The sequence below is a fragment of the Candidatus Nitrosocosmicus franklandus genome (genome assembly GCF_900696045.1).
GTDB classification, from domain to species: domain Archaea; phylum Thermoproteota; class Nitrososphaeria; order Nitrososphaerales; family Nitrososphaeraceae; genus Nitrosocosmicus; species Nitrosocosmicus franklandus_A.
The window spans coordinates 2,661,409-2,678,441 of record NZ_LR216287.1; the positions used below are offsets into that span (position 1 = coordinate 2,661,409).

Annotated in this window: 15 protein-coding genes; 8 read left to right on the forward strand and 7 right to left on the reverse strand. The window is 34.8% G+C overall.

What is annotated here, in order from left to right; translation table 11 throughout:
- Positions 1–5: 5 nt before the first annotated feature.
- The gene (locus NFRAN_RS12475) at positions 6–1,787 is read right to left on the reverse strand and encodes a DUF2070 family protein (RefSeq protein WP_134485284.1); all 1,782 of its coding nucleotides are present in this window, start codon (positions 1,785–1,787) and stop codon (positions 6–8) included.
- Positions 1,788–1,801: 14 nt separating this feature from the next.
- Positions 1,802–1,972 (reverse strand): preprotein translocase subunit Sec61beta, encoded by a 171-nt coding sequence (locus NFRAN_RS12480; protein WP_134485285.1) that lies wholly within the window; start codon positions 1,970–1,972, stop codon positions 1,802–1,804.
- A gap of 110 nt (positions 1,973–2,082) precedes the next feature.
- On the opposite strand from NFRAN_RS12480, the gene NFRAN_RS12485 reads away from it, so the two are divergent.
- Entirely contained in the window at positions 2,083–2,601 is a 519-nt protein-coding gene (locus NFRAN_RS12485; protein ID WP_134485286.1) for a TIGR00725 family protein, read from the forward strand.
- A 109-nt stretch (positions 2,602–2,710) separates the two neighbouring features.
- Here the strand turns inward: NFRAN_RS12485 and NFRAN_RS12490 are convergent, their stop codons facing one another.
- Complete coding sequence (locus NFRAN_RS12490) at positions 2,711–3,847, reverse strand: 3-hydroxyacyl-CoA dehydrogenase family protein (RefSeq protein ID WP_134485287.1); 1,137 nt, start codon at positions 3,845–3,847, stop codon at positions 2,711–2,713.
- Between the two features lie 61 nt (positions 3,848–3,908).
- Positions 3,909–5,216, reverse strand: a complete 1,308-nt coding sequence (locus NFRAN_RS12495) for a DEAD/DEAH box helicase (protein WP_134485288.1) — start codon at positions 5,214–5,216, stop codon at positions 3,909–3,911.
- Between the two features lie 331 nt (positions 5,217–5,547).
- Between NFRAN_RS12495 and yciH the strand changes: the two genes are divergently transcribed.
- Positions 5,548–5,856, forward strand: a complete 309-nt coding sequence (gene yciH, locus NFRAN_RS12500) for a stress response translation initiation inhibitor YciH (RefSeq protein WP_134485289.1) — start codon at positions 5,548–5,550, stop codon at positions 5,854–5,856.
- Positions 5,857–5,870: 14 nt separating this feature from the next.
- Here yciH and NFRAN_RS14055 read toward each other — a convergent pair whose 3' ends face one another.
- Positions 5,871–6,086 carry a hypothetical protein gene (locus NFRAN_RS14055; RefSeq protein WP_172602347.1) on the reverse strand — a complete coding sequence of 72 codons (216 nt, stop codon included), beginning with the start codon at positions 6,084–6,086 and terminating at the stop codon, positions 5,871–5,873.
- Between the two features lie 112 nt (positions 6,087–6,198).
- Here NFRAN_RS14055 and NFRAN_RS12505 point away from each other — a divergent pair, with 112 nt between their 5' ends.
- Complete coding sequence (locus NFRAN_RS12505; RefSeq protein WP_172602348.1) at positions 6,199–6,897, forward strand: CPBP family glutamic-type intramembrane protease; 699 nt, start codon at positions 6,199–6,201, stop codon at positions 6,895–6,897.
- Between the two features lie 6 nt (positions 6,898–6,903).
- Here NFRAN_RS12505 and NFRAN_RS12510 read toward each other — a convergent pair whose 3' ends face one another.
- On the reverse strand, positions 6,904–7,800 hold the full coding sequence (locus NFRAN_RS12510; RefSeq protein ID WP_134485877.1) for a transcription initiation factor IIB: 897 nt from the start codon (positions 7,798–7,800) through the stop codon (positions 6,904–6,906).
- A 336-nt stretch (positions 7,801–8,136) separates the two neighbouring features.
- Between NFRAN_RS12510 and NFRAN_RS12515 the strand changes: the two genes are divergently transcribed.
- The 3 genes from NFRAN_RS12515 (at position 8,137) to NFRAN_RS12525 (ending at position 13,192) form a co-directional block, all read left to right on the forward strand.
- Positions 8,137–10,587, forward strand: coding sequence for an ABC transporter substrate-binding protein (locus NFRAN_RS12515; protein ID WP_134485291.1), 2,451 nt, complete (start codon positions 8,137–8,139; stop codon positions 10,585–10,587).
- A gap of 151 nt (positions 10,588–10,738) precedes the next feature.
- Entirely contained in the window at positions 10,739–11,698 is a 960-nt protein-coding gene (locus tag NFRAN_RS12520) for an ABC transporter permease (RefSeq protein WP_172602349.1), read from the forward strand.
- The gene (locus tag NFRAN_RS12525; protein WP_134485293.1) at positions 11,699–13,192 is read left to right on the forward strand and encodes an ABC transporter permease; all 1,494 of its coding nucleotides are present in this window, start codon (positions 11,699–11,701) and stop codon (positions 13,190–13,192) included.
- A 6-nt stretch (positions 13,193–13,198) separates the two neighbouring features.
- Here NFRAN_RS12525 and NFRAN_RS12530 read toward each other — a convergent pair whose 3' ends face one another.
- Complete coding sequence (locus NFRAN_RS12530; RefSeq protein ID WP_134485294.1) at positions 13,199–13,636, reverse strand: Mov34/MPN/PAD-1 family protein; 438 nt, start codon at positions 13,634–13,636, stop codon at positions 13,199–13,201.
- Positions 13,637–13,793: 157 nt separating this feature from the next.
- Here NFRAN_RS12530 and NFRAN_RS12535 point away from each other — a divergent pair, with 157 nt between their 5' ends.
- Together NFRAN_RS12535 and NFRAN_RS12540 are read left to right on the forward strand one after the other, a co-directional pair.
- A complete protein-coding gene (locus NFRAN_RS12535; protein ID WP_145988093.1) occupies positions 13,794–15,518 on the forward strand; it encodes a hypothetical protein in 1,725 nt (574 codons plus the stop codon).
- Positions 15,519–15,662: 144 nt separating this feature from the next.
- A complete protein-coding gene (locus NFRAN_RS12540; RefSeq protein ID WP_134485296.1) occupies positions 15,663–17,009 on the forward strand; it encodes an NOP5/NOP56 family protein in 1,347 nt (448 codons plus the stop codon).
- The last annotated feature ends 24 nt before the right edge of the window (positions 17,010–17,033 follow it).

Sequence of the window (17,033 nt, forward strand, 5' to 3'; positions counted from 1 at the left end):
TTACTTTAGGTTAAAAGTAACATTAGCACATATACCACAAATGTGATCGCGAGAAATATTTTTGTAACTAGAAAGGATTTTTCCAATGCAATTGAATAGTCGTCGAATTGATCAGTTCCCATTACCATAACTTTGCTTTCTGTTTTGTAAATTTCAAATGTTGATTGCTCAAGATTTGTTTTGGCATGTGTTGCCAATATGTTAAATACATTTATTATTTTATCTTCAGGTGTAACATCTCCAAGTGTATAATAGCCTTTTGTATTCCTTTTTCCTGACGTTGAATGTGTGTCCGAAGTACATATCTCTATTATCCTAAATCCCTGGTCGGTTAAAGTCATGGCTATTTTTTCTCGAATGCCATTCTTCATATTGTTAGAATCAATCCAGCAAAGTAAGTAAATTTCATTCTTGATTGAGATCGCAAGTACTCCAAATTGACCACGCCCCAAATCTGGCATTTTTTTTAATTCCTTAATTGTTTGATCATTAATCTGATAGCTATTCTTGTAACCAATCTTAAATTCATATTGAGGCGATTCTTTGAGCTTTACGAGGGTTTCTTTACCTATGCTTACAAGTGTCTTGATGTCATTTTCTTCAATCTTTGTGCCAAGTGAATTATGAGCATCAATGATCAAGATCTGTTCAAATCCAACCTGTTGAGCGTAGGTTTCAAGTTCTGTTTTTACTTCTAGCGGTATATCCTCCATACCAGAAGGCGATTTCGAAAATAGAATTATGACATTCTTGCCCATGGCAAAACCACTGCAATTACAATCGTTTTTGGTCACAACTATTGGTATGGAGCATGTTGATCCTGATTCAAGATGATTTATTTGATTTAGTGATTTTAAGTACTTTTCTACCTCTCTCTTAGATGGTATGTTAAGAGAATGATCTGATATACTGTGCATAACCATTGCCGAATTTGAGTAGAACTTAAAGATATCAAATGGTAAATTGCTTCCACCAATGGGATTAAACGGACCTGGATGTAACTCCGGTAATACTAGTGAAATATCCTTTTGATTCTCTGGTTTAAATCTCATAATGAGTGTATTAACTACCTTTGGACTGGCTTTTGCTTCTGCTATTTTCTCCATTTCATCAGATTTGTTTTCCGTCCATGCGATCAAGAAGGCTTGCAAGATCTTGAATGCACTAGTAAAGTTGGGTCTGCCTATCCTGTCAACTATAATGGTCCACATTACACCAATAAACAGAATTATTGAACCGAATATGTAAACTGTAAAATTGGTGTAAAATATATGATTGAAATAAAAAAAAGAAAATAATATAAAAATAATTAAAGGTTGAATAAATGAAATTGGTATAGTTCTTTTTAAGGAAGCCCCGAACACGGAAACAAAAATTCCAATTCTAAGGCCGATAGCCATAAACATACCTTGCAGGACGAAGTTAATGTTTAAGCTATTTGTGTTAATTATGAATTCAGAGATGTAACCGCCTATTACTGTTAAAGTCCACAATAAATTTGCAAAAGCAGATACATGTAATACCTTTGAAAATCTGTTTAAGGGAGTTCCCTTAAGTGACAAGTAATCAAATATTAAAGTTACAGAAAATACTGCTGCAATAATCGGAAAACTTACTAGGAAATCTGTTACCGTATGAGGTGTAATAACGAAGTTAATAAGTGCAACATTAGTAACTAAACTTAATATTGATATTAAATAGGAAAATTTTTCTGAAGAGGGATTTATGTTAGTAAAAAGCCATCTTTTATGAAGGCTAGAAACACTATCGGATTCAAAATCACTCATTAACAGTCAAAAAATTAAATTGGCACCAAAATTTTTATTGCTATGGATATTGCAATTAATGCTCCTGCTATACCAAATATGATTTCTGGTTTAACCTTTATCCCTTTAGTCTCGTCTTCAAAGAACCTTAATAATCCCGCGCTCGATGCAGGAAGAGGTGCATTTTTCTTCGCCTTCTTACTCATATATGAAAATCCTTAGATTGGAAATAAATACATTACTGTCATGCATGCCTAGTATTAGGCATCTTGAAATCCAAATTGTTAATAAATTAATTTGACTTGCTATTCTTAGTTTGAAAAAACTGCAAATAGGGGTAATTGGCTATAATAGTGGAAGTTCGATCCAAATAAGCAAGTCGACTCTAAATACAGCCTATGAGGTCGGCAAATACATAGCCAAAAGGAATGCAATTTTGATTAGCGGGGGACTTGGAGGAGTTATGGAGTATTCATGCATGGGTGCAAAAGATCACGGTGGTTTTACTATTGGAATTGTACCCCACGAGAATAGTATTCAAGCAAATGATTATTGTGATGTGGTTATCTGTACTGGAATTGGTCTATCCCGTGATTTTATTGTGGCCTATTCCTCCGATGGGATCATATCTGTTGGCGGTGGAGTGGGAACATTAATTGAATTATGCGTTGGTTATATGACTAAGAAACCGATGGTTGCTATTGAGAACAGCGGTGGCGTGTCAGATATCTATGGGGGAAAATTTTTAGATGAGCGAAAAAGGATAATCATCGAAACTAATAGAGATCCAGCTAGTGCGGTCGATTACATAATTTCAAAAATTAGGTTTGAATAAGTGCATTTTGTGAGAATCAAGTAAACGATAGTAATTTGCAATTCTCTGTTTGCTAAATAGTGCTAGATGTACCTTTGTTTGTCTATGATGATTTGGAAATATGTTACACTTACTTGAAATTTTCTATGTATTTGTTCGGATGATAAAACTCTTGTTGTTCTCCTAATGATTTGAGGTTTTCTAAAACTCTTGATGGTGATAATTTCCTAACCAAATCGAATATTCCTGTCTTTAGGCCCATCCCTAAACTAAGTGCGAGATTTAGATCCTCTAGTGTGCATACTTCATTTTCAACTAGCCATGCGGCATTATTTGCAGCTACCCCTACAATAGATAAGGGCTCATACTGCGCGGCCTTTTCTTCAGTCAAGTTCACTCTTTCATAATTCTCTTTTTTGTATTCGTAAAATCCTTTGCCAGTCTTTTGCCCTAGTTGATTGCCTTCATATAGCTCTTTGATTCTTGGATGCATTAATAACACATGCTTATCTCTCAAGCTCATTTCATACGATGCCTTGTAAATTACATCCAGACCCGTATAGTCAGCTAATTCAAAAATTCCCATTGGAAAATTAAGTTTGAACTTTACTGCGGAATCTATCACATCCATAGACACTTTATCTCTGTCCATCGAGTGTAAGGCCTCATGAACAAGAGGTATGAAAATTCTATTCACGATGAATCCCGAAACATCCTTTTTACAAATAACAGGATTCTTATCTATACTGTGTACAAACCTGGTTAATTCATCAACTACCTGCTTATCAGTGTCCTTTCCTGGAATTACTTCTACTAACTTCATCAATTGTGGTGGATTGAAAAAATGAACTCCTATAAAATTCTCTGGGTGATTAGTAAGCTTGCTTAATTCAGTTATGGGTAAGGTGCTAGTATTTGATGCAAAGATTACTTCATTCTTTACTATCTCGTTCAATTCGCCATAAACTTTTTCTTTTAACTTAAAGTCTTCTGGAACTGCTTCTATGATCAAATCGGTGTTTTCTGTTGCTTTTTTCAAATCAATCACCGGAGTAATGTTATTATAAATTGTAACGGCATTTTCACTCGTTATCTTATTTTTCTCAGTCAATTTTTGTAACGACCATTTTATCTTTTCCATGGCTTTGTCCAAAAATACTTGTTCGATATCTCTAAGGAAAACCTTATAACCGGCCATCGCAGACACCTGTGCTATGCCATGACCCATGATACCCGAACCTAGCACTGTAATATTTTTAATCGTCATAATTTGAGTTGTATTTTAGTCAAAATATACCTTTTGTTTTTGAATACTTCATCAAATTTCGTTATTCAAATGAGTCTGTTATCTTGGTTTGTTTGGTACTTTTCCTAATTGCTTTACTACTTTTGTTACCCACAGCTTTATCTACCATTCTCAGAATGTTATTATCTTTAGTTTCTTTTGCATAAATAAGGTATATTGAGGCACTATTTTTTTCCTCTGTTTTTCTGATAACTCTTCCTATCCGTTGTGCAATCTGATTAATGTTGGACGTATTTGATAGAATTATTGCAATCCCAACTTGTGGAATATCAAAACCTATCTCCAAGGTATGAACGGATAGTAATGGAAAAAATTCGATTCCCCATTTTTCCAAAATCGATTTTCTTTCCTTTGTTTTTATTTTTGAATGGATTATTTCAGATTTGATATCTTTTGTGATCAGAATTTCCCTTAATTTTGTTATAGATTCGATAGTTTCGCTAAAAACCATCAGTTTTTCGTTTCTATGTTTCTCTATTATAGTAACAGCTTTATCTAATTTTCTCCTGGATGAGTTGAGTAAATCCTTTCTGATTTTTACTTGGTTAAACCATTCTTTAGCATACTTGGATCTCATTCCTCCTTGATATAATATTCTTGAAATCAATCCAGGATCATAAGCATTGAGCTTATAAGAGAGATTTCGAATCATTTCACTGGATTTTTTATAAATCTCTCTTTCTTCACTTGTTAAGGCCACGTCTATGGTAATGATTTCTGGTTTGGCTAATCGTCCATCATCAACTGCTTCCTTGATCAAGTACTTTTTGACAGGCGGTATTATTTCTATGATCTCTTTGTATCTAGAATCACGTTCATTTATAGTGGCAGTCAAACCTAGGATTCGCCTTTTAGGATCTGACGTTATTACCTTGAATAAGTTCTTGAAGGAAAACGCTGTGTTACTTAAAAGATGCACTTCATCAAGGATTACCATTCTCGCCTTTTCAATAAGCTTGTGATTATTTATTGTGCTTTGGTAGGTTGATATGGTAATCTCTTTATGGTTTTTTTTCTCCCCATAAAATGCCCCGATAGATTCATTTGGTATATTATATTTCCGTAGTCTGGTTATATTTTGCTCTATCAAAACAATTCTTGGAACAAGAAATAATATGTTATATGTATTTATATTGGCCTTGTCTTTGCTGTTGGTTGTATCTTTTATACATGCTTTCCTAGCACACTCAAAAGCAATTTCGGTCTTTCCAGTTCCAGTGGAATATATGATTGAGCCCTTACAGCCATTGTTCATCCACGATTCCACAGCAGCCAGTTGATCAGACTTTAAGTCAAATGGGAACTTCAGTGAGCTAATGGCAGGGGGCATATATGAAATGGAGGTTGTTATTTTTATTTAATCTTTGCAGAATAGAACATAAGGATGAGCATACTATTTTTCTTCATTTTTAAAGCCATATCAAAAATGGAATTATATTCCCTCTATTCAAGTATGGCAATTAAACCTCGAATTTTGATCCTAATTGCACTTAAAATAGTATTGTGGAGTTGGAGAAAAATTCCAATAGTTTCGAAACAACATAAATATATCTTTAATATCTTGATTTGTGACTAGTAACTAGTTTCTTAGGGCCAATACTCTTTCGTTAATGGTCAAGGAAGGCTTAATAATAGGAATTGGGTATATTTAGGAATAATAGATGGCTGTGATATGCAAAAAATGTGGCCTACCTGATGATTTGTGTGCATGTGGAGAGTTAGACAAGGAAGATACTCGGATTGTTGTGAGATTAGAAACTCGACGGTTTTCAAAAACAACTACAATGATAGAGGGATTAGATCCCAAAATTAATGATATTCACACAATAGTAAAGGAATTGAAAAGCAGACTTGCATGCGGAGGCACAGCTAAAGATGGCTTTATACTTTTGCAAGGGGATCATCGTGACATTGTAAAAAATTATCTTGTTGTTAAGGGATTTAACGAATCGTCTATTGAAGTAATGTAATTAGATAAGAAAGTTTAGCTTTTGCCAAATATAAATTCCTTAAATATAACAATCGAAAAAACCAAATTTGCCTTAAGTTTTTTTATGGTGTTTATTACTGGAATTTCATTTGGAATAGGGTTATTTCTTGTATTCTTTACAAACCTTGGGGTCGAAGTACATTGGACCAGCGATGTATCGCTTGACTTTTTGCTTTTTAGCGTATTTGGCTTTAATGCTATAAATTTCAATTTGGGATTAACCTTCTTATTTTTTTGGTTCGTCTATCTAGCATGCTACTTTTTTTGTCTTCTTAAACCTATACCAATTACGAAGTTGCGCTTTTTTGGGAGAAAACAAAATATGATGTCTGTAACAACTAAAATGGATCAAAGTACAGGGTTTGTTACTTCACACAATTATCTAATGATAACCATTTCTTGGTTTTCTCTTTACTTTATCTTATCAATACTAATTGATATACTTCAACAATTATTCGGTATAACTTTAGGGAATCCTTTAACTCATGATCCTCTGCTTTCATTTTTTTACTTATCCGCTGCCCCTCTTAATGAAGAAATCTTTTTTCGAGTACTCCTAATGGGGCTACCTTTGTTTCTTATTTTCATTCCAATAGGAAGGGGAAAATTTCTGTCTACATTAAATCATCCATACTCTAATATGGAAAAATTCAGAAGACAATCTACTACTATTGGAGTTTTTATTATAATTATTCTCAATTCATTTGTTTTTGGACTATCTCACGTGATCTTTGGTGGGGGTTATGAATTAGGAAAAATTAGTCAGGCTGCTTTAGGCGGACTGATAATCGGATGGATTTACTATAGATATGGTTTGGCTTCAGCTATTACTTTTCACTGGATCTCTAATTATGTATTTTTTGCATATAGTATTCTCGGATTTTATTTGTTCCAAACGCCTTGGAATGTAGAATCCGATAACCTATTGCTTGGAATTGTTTCGATAGGTTTCATAGCAATTGGAATCTTATTCTTCTACCAAGTTGCGGGTAGGTTTCTAAATAAATATTTGGTAAGATAATTCTAATTAAAGTTTTAGATGAGTTTTGAGACCTTTGTATCTATTTCTAATAGTGACCTCTGTAACTCCGGCAGCTTCGGCTACATCTTTCTGTGTTTTGTTCTCTCCGTTCATGACACAGGCTACATACAAGGCTGCAGCTGCAAGCCCCATCGGATCCTTTCCAGCAGAAATTTTGCCTTCCTCGGCTTTCTTTAGAATTTCTAAAGCCTTTCTTTTTGTTTTTTCAGTGAGTCCTGCCTTGCTAGCAATTCTTGCAACACATTTTACTGGATCCACAACTGGCATTTTGAGATCCAATTCTCTTATTAGCAATCTATAACATCTCGCAACGTCTTTCTTCTTGATGTTGCTAGCATTAGCAACATCCTTCAAAGTTCTTGGTGTTTCAGTGTCTCGACATGCTGCATAAAGAGCAGCTGCAACCAGCGCTGAAATTGATCTTCCCCTAACTAACCCCTTTTCTAGGGCCTTTCGATAAACATAAGCAGCCTTCTCTATTACCGCATCACCGACTGCTAGCTTATCTTTTAATCTATCAAGTTCACTAAATGCCTGTCTAAAGTTTCTGTCAACTGGTTCATGAACTTGACTCCTACTGTCCCAAGTCCTTAGTCTTTCGATTGTACTCTTCATGGACGCAGAGAGCGGTTTCCCCGAGGCGTCCTTATCTACTGGTCCAATAATAGTAGCGAGGCCCATATCATGCATGGCTAAAGATGTAGGTACTCCAGCTCTGCTACGATCCTCATGCTCTTCTTTTGAGAAGGCCCTCCATTCCGGTCCAGTTTCCTCAATTCTCTCTGTTACTACAAAACCACAATTACCGCAGAACATTTCTCCGGTTGAATTATCTGTAACCATAGGACCTTTGCCGCATCTTGGACATCGATCACCAAACATAGAAATATCTTTTACCAATTTATATCACCATAAAACTTATAAACTAATTCCACATGTATTTATATCTTTCCTTACATATAAACATATCGGAAATTTTCAACACAGGTAGTTAATACTTTGCCTTATTTCGCTTTCTCCTTTCTACCTTAGCATATTTCTTACTCTTAGTTCTCTTTGAACTATAACTGTGAGTCCTTTTTGCGGAATTGTTACTCATGCATCTAAGGTAAATTATTATTATTTATATACTATAGTTTTTGATATTCTCAAATTGAGAAAGGAGCCGTTATTTGAAATAATGAATTTATAACACTTTATTCCAAATTATCTTTATAAATGACAAAAATATTGATTATTGTTTCTTTCCTATTGATTATTGGAATGATGTTTATATTCTTTCCTGGTAAAAATGTTTATTCGATTGAGAATAAATCAGGTGGTTTTTCTGACCATATTAAATTCATTAGGTTTTCAAATGAAAATGTTGCTTACCAGCAGGTTAGTAATGGCCAATTGGATGTCTATTTTTTTCAAATTCCTTTGCAATTAGTCGAGACTGCAAAAAAAAACCCTAATTTGAAAATATATGAAAAGGAGGGTCTTAGCTACGGATTATTGCTAAATCCATCAAATTCCTCAAATAACTTCAACCCATTTTCTATCAAGGATATAAGATTCGCATTAAACTTTCTTATAGACAGAAATTTTATAGTGAATAATATCTTGAAAGGGTTTGGCGAACCTATAGCAGAACCCTACGGCTCTACTTCACCTGAATATCATAATATACTTCCCGTAATTGACCAACTAAAAATTAGATACGATCCTAATTTTGCAAAAGAGATGATAAATAACGCAATGTTAAATGTAGGATCTACAAAGGATTCCAATGGGAAGTTTACTTTAGAGGGGAAACCAATAACTATAAAAATATTGATTCGAAATGATGATCTACTTAGAAAATCATTTGGGGATTACGTAGCTTCCGAAATTGAAAAGTTAGGATTTACTGTAATGAAGGAATATGGTGATTTGACTAAGGCTAACAGAATTGTCTACGGATCAGATCCAGCCCAATTGGAATGGAATATGTATACCGAGTCATTGATATCGAATTCTTTTGTAAGGTACAACCCAGGCACTGTTACACAAATGTATGCGCCTTGGTTTGGGAGTATGCCAGGCTCTCAAAATCCTCTGTTCTGGCAATATTCTAATTCTACTATAGATGGCCTAACTCAAAAACTAATTTTCAATAATTTTACTTCAGAACAAGAAAGAAACGAGCTCTTACAAAAAGCAGAAGCAATTGGAATTGAGGAAGCTGTGAGATTATTTTTTGCAAGATCATATGATCCTTATATATCATCTTCAAAAATTGGTGGATTAATTAACGACTACTCAGCTGGTATAGCCAATAAGCTGTCATTATTGAATGCCATTAAAAATGGTAGCGACAATAACACGTTAAATGTTGGTATGATACAAATATTCCAAGGAGCATGGAATAATGTTAAAGGCTGTTCAGATTTTTATTGCAGAATTATATATTCTCTAATTGCAGACTCGCCTACCTTCTCTAATCCTTATACTGGTGATCCTGAACCTATGAGAAATGTCTGGACTAGCGTCATATCTAACGGATTTAATGACAAGGTTAATGTTTCAAAAAATTCTATACGTTGGAACCCTTATGGACAAATTTGGGAAACAAATGAACATGTTAACAATACAGCGCTCACAAAAGTAACAATTACTCCCCAATATTCAAACTGGCACAGCGGAGTACCTGTTGACAAGTATGACATATTGTATTCTTATTATTTCCCATATGAGTGGTCGACTAAAACTGAAAATAATGATTTGACCTATGACTCTGAATATGCGAGTTTAGTATTTCCAACTCTATCTTTGATAAAGGGAGTCGATTTTCATGATAATGGTACTTTCGATACTTATGTAGACTTGTGGCACTATGATAAAAAACAAGTCCCTTCATACGGAACATTATGGCCAACTGAACCATGGGATATAACTGCAGCTACTGAACGTTTGGTAATGAACAATAAATTGTCATATTCAAAAAGCGATGCCAATATTAAGGGTATAGATCAATTGTCTTTGAATCTGCCGGTTCATTCTGAGATGATAAAGGAAGAGCTAATTCGGATGATCAATGAAAAGTATATTCCTAATCCACTTAAAGGAATGGTAACATTAGATTATGTTTTGAACCGGTATAATACTTCTTTGGAATGGATTACAAAGCATGGTAATGCAGTAATAGGTAATGGACCATATTATCTTGAAGAATTCAATCCAGCTGGTGGTGTAGTAACATTAAGTGCTTTCAGGGATGGTACCTATCCAATTGAGGTTGGAAGTTATTCAAAATTTGTAAATCCTCCTGGATTAGATATCCGAAAAATTAATGTTCCTAAATTCATTCAGATTGGAAAGCCGTTTGATTTTAGCATAGAAATGGGTGTAAAGAATTCATCCGGTGAATTGAATCCTTTCATAGGTAGCGTTAATTATATCGTCACCGATAGAAATGATAATTTGGTTATTGCTGATAAATTGACTTTAAATGCTAGCAAAGACGTTGATAATTCATTTGACAGTGTAAATAGCTCTCTTACTCAGACTTCATTAGTAAACATTCATCTCAATTCGACCCAAACATCTGAACTTGTACCTGGACCTTCGAAACTAAAGCTTATCATCACAACCTTTGATTCTCCCAAACCAATGATTAGTGAAAATACTTTGATCGCTAGACCATGATAACATCCGTCTTTACAGGTTGCAAAGTCTTGGTACATCAATAATGACTATTATCTTCTATATAGCCAAAAAAATTATTATACTAGTCGTAGTTTTGCTTGTTACCTTGTTGTTAACTATATTCCTCTTAGGCTCTACTATCGATAAGATCATGCTGGATAATATACGTATCCAAGTCATCAATTCCTTTGCTAGTAGCATTTCTGAAAATCAGAGATTAAATCAATTCGATAATATGTCACAGAGACAAGAATTTTTAGATCAACAAATGGATATCCAAATCAAGAGTCTGGGTTTAGATGAACCATGGTATTCACCAAAGAAAATTATGAATACTTTATTTCAGATATTGATTCTCAATTTAGGAAACTCACGGTTTTTTACTACTTATGATGGATCAAGCAGTGTAAATGATTTGATCCAAGAAAGGCTTCCAAATACAATTCTGTTATTTACCACTTCATCTTTAACTATAGTTTTGTTGGGTATAGTCATAGGTTCATATTTAGCTAGAAAGGAGGGGAAACTAACAGATAAATTTATCGCAGGTTTGGCCTCCGTAAGTCTCAGTATTCCACCATGGTGGTTTTCAATGATAATGATTGTGCTATTTTCGTTCTTTTTGCAGATTTTTCCAGCAAGATCAACACCTGTAATCCCTCCGGATTCACCCGGATATGTAGTATCTTTACTGTATCACATGGCTCTGCCTTTCATAACAATAGTTTTAATCGGATTTGCATCATCAATATATTATGTCAAATATATTGTATTACGTATTATTCAAGAGGATTATATCAAAACCCTGGGAGTAATTGGAATACCTTCGCGAAAAATATTACTTAAACATGCGTTAAAGAATGCCAGTCCCCAACTAACAACTATGCTAGGAATAGGGATTATTTCTACACTAGGAGGATCAATACTGATTGAAGAAATCTTTGATTGGCCCGGTATGGGTAATTTATTTTACAACGCAATAATCCAAAATGACTCACCATTAATAATAGGTTTGGTGTATTTTTTTACTTTGTTATATTTGACTACTAGACTAGTACTAGATCTCGCACTGTCCGTACTTGATCCTAGGATAAGGACTGGAGATTATTAATTGAATGATGTTTTGAAATTGGTGTACGAATTCATCACAATTCTGTCAAATTATAGAGGAGGAGTCCTTGGATTATTACTTCTTTGTTTTCTAGTTGCCGTTGCCTTATATACAATAATATATATTTCCCCTACTGAACGGGTACAGTGGAATAATCCATCCTATTGGATCAATTATCCTAAGAACGCTGCCCCATACTGGACTAATTATTTATTGGGGTTCTTTGATCAGCAATTACCAGAACATAGAATTTTTACATTAAGTGAGGCAGCTGTAAGTAATTATTCTGAGGGTGAAGATTATAATGTTCAGAACATATCTTTTTTCTATAATTATGATTTCAGTGATTTTCCACCTGCTTTTAGTATACCTTATTCAATTCAAATAGGCGAGATCCCTCCTGCGGTAGAAGTTTCCATCAGTAGACCTGATGGCCTATCCTTGGTTATATTTTATGACTCGTTGGACTCGCTGTCCAATGGAAATGAAGTATTGAATTCCCTCAATGATACAAGTGATGTCCAGATTGACACAGAACCATTTTTTGATAGTCATGATAGTGCAAATAAAGACGGTACTTCTGGTATAGTTTCTCAAAGGTTATTCTCATCCTCTAGACAGATTACTCAACCTCTTTCTGATTACTCTCACTTGTTTAATTTTTCGACATCAGGATTGCCTGCAGAAAAAATAATCTTTTCGGACACCGAAAATAACATGCCCTTAAAGGGGAAATACGAGTTCATTTTTACTACTTATTCATTCGACAATTTGACCAAGGTAAAGGATATTGAATGGATAGTAGAAGGAAAGGTTTATGGATTAATGGGAACTGACGATTTTAGAAGAGATGTTTCTTTTGGGATCATGATAGGTACTCCCGTTGCTCTCTTAATTGGGGTAACTGTGGCCATAACCTCAACTGTAATAGGTCTTTTCTATGGCTTAATCAGCGGGTATAAGGGAGGCAGGATAGGAGGTTTTATGGTGGTAATTATCGATATCTTCCTCTCAGTTCCTACCATGGTTCTTTTCATAATACTCTCTTTAAATTATGGGAAAAGTATTATCTTTTTGATTGTACTTTTTATTCTGTTTGGTTGGCCTGGTATAGCCTTGATAAATAGAACCTTTAGCATCCAGATAAAAAACTATCCGTACGTCGAAGCATCAAAATTGATGGGTGAATCTGACGTTAAAATCGTATTAAGACATATTGTCCCGCAACTTGTGCCTTTTACACTTGCTAATTTTGCTTTATCCGTACCTGCAGCGATACTTGGTGAGGCAGCACTGAGTTTCTTAGGTTTTGGTGATCCATCATTTCCAACGTGGGGGCAAATGCTTCAGGATGCTCATTTCTCCTCTGCTGAGATTCTTGGGTATTGGTGGTGGATAATGCCTCCTGGTTTGATGATATCAATTACTAGCATGGCATTTATATTGATAGGAAGATCTTTGGAGTCTAAAGCAAAATTAAACAAAAAGCGGTAGTTCAACTTATTCTGTCTTGACAAGTGGCACTTCCCTACCTTGGCTATCGAATGCACGGAGATCACGTTCTTCATAAGGATGACTTATGATTATTGAAATCAGACCGTAAAAGTGATTCAGGTCTTCAAGGGAAGGTTGACTAGACCCACTAGGATGCGAATGAGCAGTCCCAATGTATTTTAAATCAAAGGGGAGTTCATTTATTGGAAATCCTGAATAAAAAGGACCGTGAACTGAAAAGGGGGGAATTACCAAATTATTAATATGGATTTCAGTTTTTCTTCTTTCACCTTCTAAAATTAATATCCCTTCATATGGGTGGTGCATTTTAGAGTAAGAAATTATTCCATCGACTACATTTTTTGTAATTGTTACAATCTTTTTTTTTGGCCTAGAGTCTGATGCATTGGAGTTTTTATTTCTTTTCAAAAAACTGAAATCCATATAACTTCTATATCGTATTATGATAAAAAATATAATATATTTTTGTATCTAGGAAATTACATTGTGGAAAAAAGCTTGATAAGGTTTTTATTGTTCAATTTTAACTGGTTTTCCTCCTATTGATAAAATGACAATCTTTTAATATTTTTCTATAGCATTGAGTCATAGTTTGGTTTACACGATTTTGATTATGTTTGTTTTATCTGCTTCTCTATTTTTATCTGCTAGTTTGATTACTGTAAATGCTCAGATTCTCCCACAAAATAATGATTCTACGACAGCTCAATCCTCATTGGCTTCTATTGATAATCCGTATGGGCTTAGAATAACTGACCCTGCTAAAGATGAAATAGTTTTCATTGATGGTACAAATTACTTTGACTCCGATGGTAAGAAACTAACTCTCAGTGGTTTTTCAGTTGCTGACAATGGTAATTTAACAGGGTGTGATGTTTCTGTTATAACCAACAATGCTTTTCCTTATCAATCTGCTAATGCGACCGGGCCCCAAGGCGATAAAGATTTTTCAAAGTGGAGTTACACATTTAGCTCAAATTATGCAAATTTGCATGAAGGATCAAACAAAATCACATCGAAGTTGACCTGTGAATCCGGTCAAGCTAGGGCCCATTATAGTATCAATGTAACAGGTGTCATATTCAATGGAACATTCCCTCAATCTCAAAAGCCTGAAGGTGTAGAGACGGGAACGCTATCTGTGGAAATTCTTTCTCCAAAGAATGGTGAAACAGTAAATATTGATAGCCCTATCACAATTAATGGTAGTTCTAGCTATCCACAAGATTATGACTGCGAGGTTCTTTTGGCTACAGGCAATCCTGATGCAGAAGTTATAGCACCTACCAGTTCCAATAACTCGAACTTTAAGAAAACATTGGCTAAAGGTATGAATGGTTCTGGAGATTATAGGAATTGGAGCTTAGTTGTGGAACCAGGCACTACTAACCTTAAGAACGGTTCTCAATCCTTAACTGCCAAATTACAATGTTACTCTCCACTTTCAGCTGTTAAACTTGCCAAAGTAAATGTGGTGGCAGCTTTACCACAACTTGATCTCTCTGTACTATCTGTGGAAATTCTTTCTCCAAAGAATGGTGAAACAGTAAATATTGATAGCCCTATCACAATTAATGGTAGTTCTAGCTATCCACAAGATTATGACTGCGAGGTTCTTTTGGCTGCAGGAAGTTCGGCCGAAAGGATAGCACCTACCAGTTCCAATAACTCGAACTTTAAGAAAACATTGGCTAAAGGTATGAATGGTTCTGGAGATTATAGGAATTGGAGCTTAGTTGTGGAACCAGGCACTACTAACCTTAAGAACGGTTCTCAATCCTTAACTGCCAAATTACAATGTTACTCTCCACTTTCAGCTGTTAAACTTGCCAAAGTAAATGTGGTGGCAATTTTACCTCCTCCTGCTGAGCTGAAAACAATGGATGTAAGTATTGATAAGATTGGTCAGGGTCTAAATCAAAGAATTATAATCGGGGCGAATGATGCCACTACTGATGATGCCTTAGAGGGCACCACCATAACAGGATCGATAAATGATCAAAAATTTTCTGGTTCAACTGATGCGGATGGTAAGTACTCAACTAGCATACCTACAAATTTGTTAGAATCTGGTGATACCATCACCGTGTCTACAACTGTAACCAAAGAAGGGTACAAACTAAAAAAAACTAGCACCTCTTTCGAAGGGACTCCTATAAATGCCGAAACTGGAACTGCTACACCATCGCCTTCTGCAGAAGGTGATGAAGCGAAAAGTGAAGCAGATTTGGCAGACAGAATCTTTGAAGATGTACAGAAACAATTAAGTGATCAAGGAATCAATATCCCATTACCATTCGGATAACACTTTTTATTAAATTATGACAAATGGTTAACGAAGAATATTTTCTATAGTTCGCTATTAATTTTCTATTATTCGTGTGTTTTCCGCACTCAAAATAACAAGGTTATTATTCTCAAACACTCTAGTTATTTTGAATTTGGTTTAATGGAAGACAATAAATATAAATTCTTGATTCTTGAATTGGGCATTGCCATACTTAACGATGATAACGAAATATTACATTTTAAGAAATTTCACGATCCATTGAAATCCCATATAAAATTAAAAATGAATGATTTTGAAGAGATTTCGGAGAATTTGGAATTTTTCAAATTCAAACCTAGCGCAATTGTAACCAATTATCCTTCACTTATTGGAATTCTTAAAAAAATTAGTGAGACGGTAGAAAAAATTTCGCCTAATGAAGAAAGACTCCTTCAGATTAATAAGAAAGAAATATATTCAAGAATAGGGATTTTTGAAAACGATGACTCTAAGAATAATGACGAAACATTAAATTCTATTATAAGGGATTTTTCATTAAAATGGTCATCATTAAAGGTACAGGAAGCTTCTGCACAACTTGACTTACATATCAGTCAATCAGTAAATGCACTAGATGAAATTGATAAAATTCTGAATACCGTAGGAACACGAGTAAGGGAATGGTATGGTTTACACTTTCCTGAACTTGATAACTTGTTACAGAATATAGTTACATATGCAAGTATAGTATCAAAATCTGGAGAACGCAATGAAATTACTAGAGAATCTCTAGCTGCTCTGGAAATCCCTGAAAACAAAATCGAAATTATAATTGATACTGCACATAGAAGCAAAGGTGGAAAGATAACTGAGGAAAATCTCTCAATATTACAAGATCTTGCAGATCAAGTCATCTCTCTAAGTCAGATTCGTAAAACTTTGGAAGGACATATAGAATCCTCAATGGATGAAATCGCTCCAAATATGAAGGAACTACTTACTGCAACCGTGGGTGCGAGGCTAATTGCGAAGGCAGGAAGTTTAAAAAGATTGGCATCTCTGTCTTCTAGTACAATCCAAATTCTTGGTGCTGAAAAGGCACTATTTAGAACACTTAAAACAGGTGCCAATCCTCCCAAGCATGGATTACTCTTTCAGCATCCTGTTATTCATTCAGCTCCAAAATGGCAAAGAGGTAAACTCGCAAGGGCCATTTCAGCTAAAGCTGCCATTGCAGCAAGAGTTGATTTGTATGGTCAAACTCCTCTAGTTGATAATATGTTGTCAAGTAAACTAAATGACCGGATTGTGGAAATTCAGCAAAAATACAAAGAACCTTCTGAGCCTCAAAAGCTAAGAAGCCAAGAACAAACTCAAAGGTTTAGAAAAGGGGATAACAAGAGATACAATGGTAATAAAAGAACGAGATATGGTAAGAGGAAGGATGAGCCGAGAGAAAAAGACAGGGATTTCAAGTTCAAAAGAAACAAGTATAAAAAGCGGTTCCATAAATCTAATAAGAAATAGGTACTCTAGGGCATTGTGAGATAA

Coding starts and splice junctions, on each gene's coding strand:
- NFRAN_RS12475 (WP_134485284.1), bottom strand. CDS start 1,787: ATGAGTGATTTTGAATCCGATAGTGTTTCTAGCCTTCATAAAAGATGG.
- NFRAN_RS12520 (WP_172602349.1), top strand. CDS start 10,739: ATGCTGGATAATATACGTATCCAAGTCATCAATTCCTTTGCTAGTAGC.
- NFRAN_RS12480 (WP_134485285.1), bottom strand. CDS start 1,972: ATGAGTAAGAAGGCGAAGAAAAATGCACCTCTTCCTGCATCGAGCGCG.
- NFRAN_RS12515 (WP_134485291.1), top strand. CDS start 8,137: ATGACAAAAATATTGATTATTGTTTCTTTCCTATTGATTATTGGAATG.
- NFRAN_RS12530 (WP_134485294.1), bottom strand. CDS start 13,636: ATGGATTTCAGTTTTTTGAAAAGAAATAAAAACTCCAATGCATCAGAC.
- NFRAN_RS12505 (WP_172602348.1), top strand. CDS start 6,199: ATGATGTCTGTAACAACTAAAATGGATCAAAGTACAGGGTTTGTTACT.
- yciH (WP_134485289.1), top strand. CDS start 5,548: ATGGCTGTGATATGCAAAAAATGTGGCCTACCTGATGATTTGTGTGCA.
- NFRAN_RS12540 (WP_134485296.1), top strand. CDS start 15,663: ATGGAAGACAATAAATATAAATTCTTGATTCTTGAATTGGGCATTGCC.
- NFRAN_RS12510 (WP_134485877.1), bottom strand. CDS start 7,800: ATGTTTGGTGATCGATGTCCAAGATGCGGCAAAGGTCCTATGGTTACA.
- NFRAN_RS12495 (WP_134485288.1), bottom strand. CDS start 5,216: ATGCCCCCTGCCATTAGCTCACTGAAGTTCCCATTTGACTTAAAGTCT.
- NFRAN_RS12490 (WP_134485287.1), bottom strand. CDS start 3,847: ATGACGATTAAAAATATTACAGTGCTAGGTTCGGGTATCATGGGTCAT.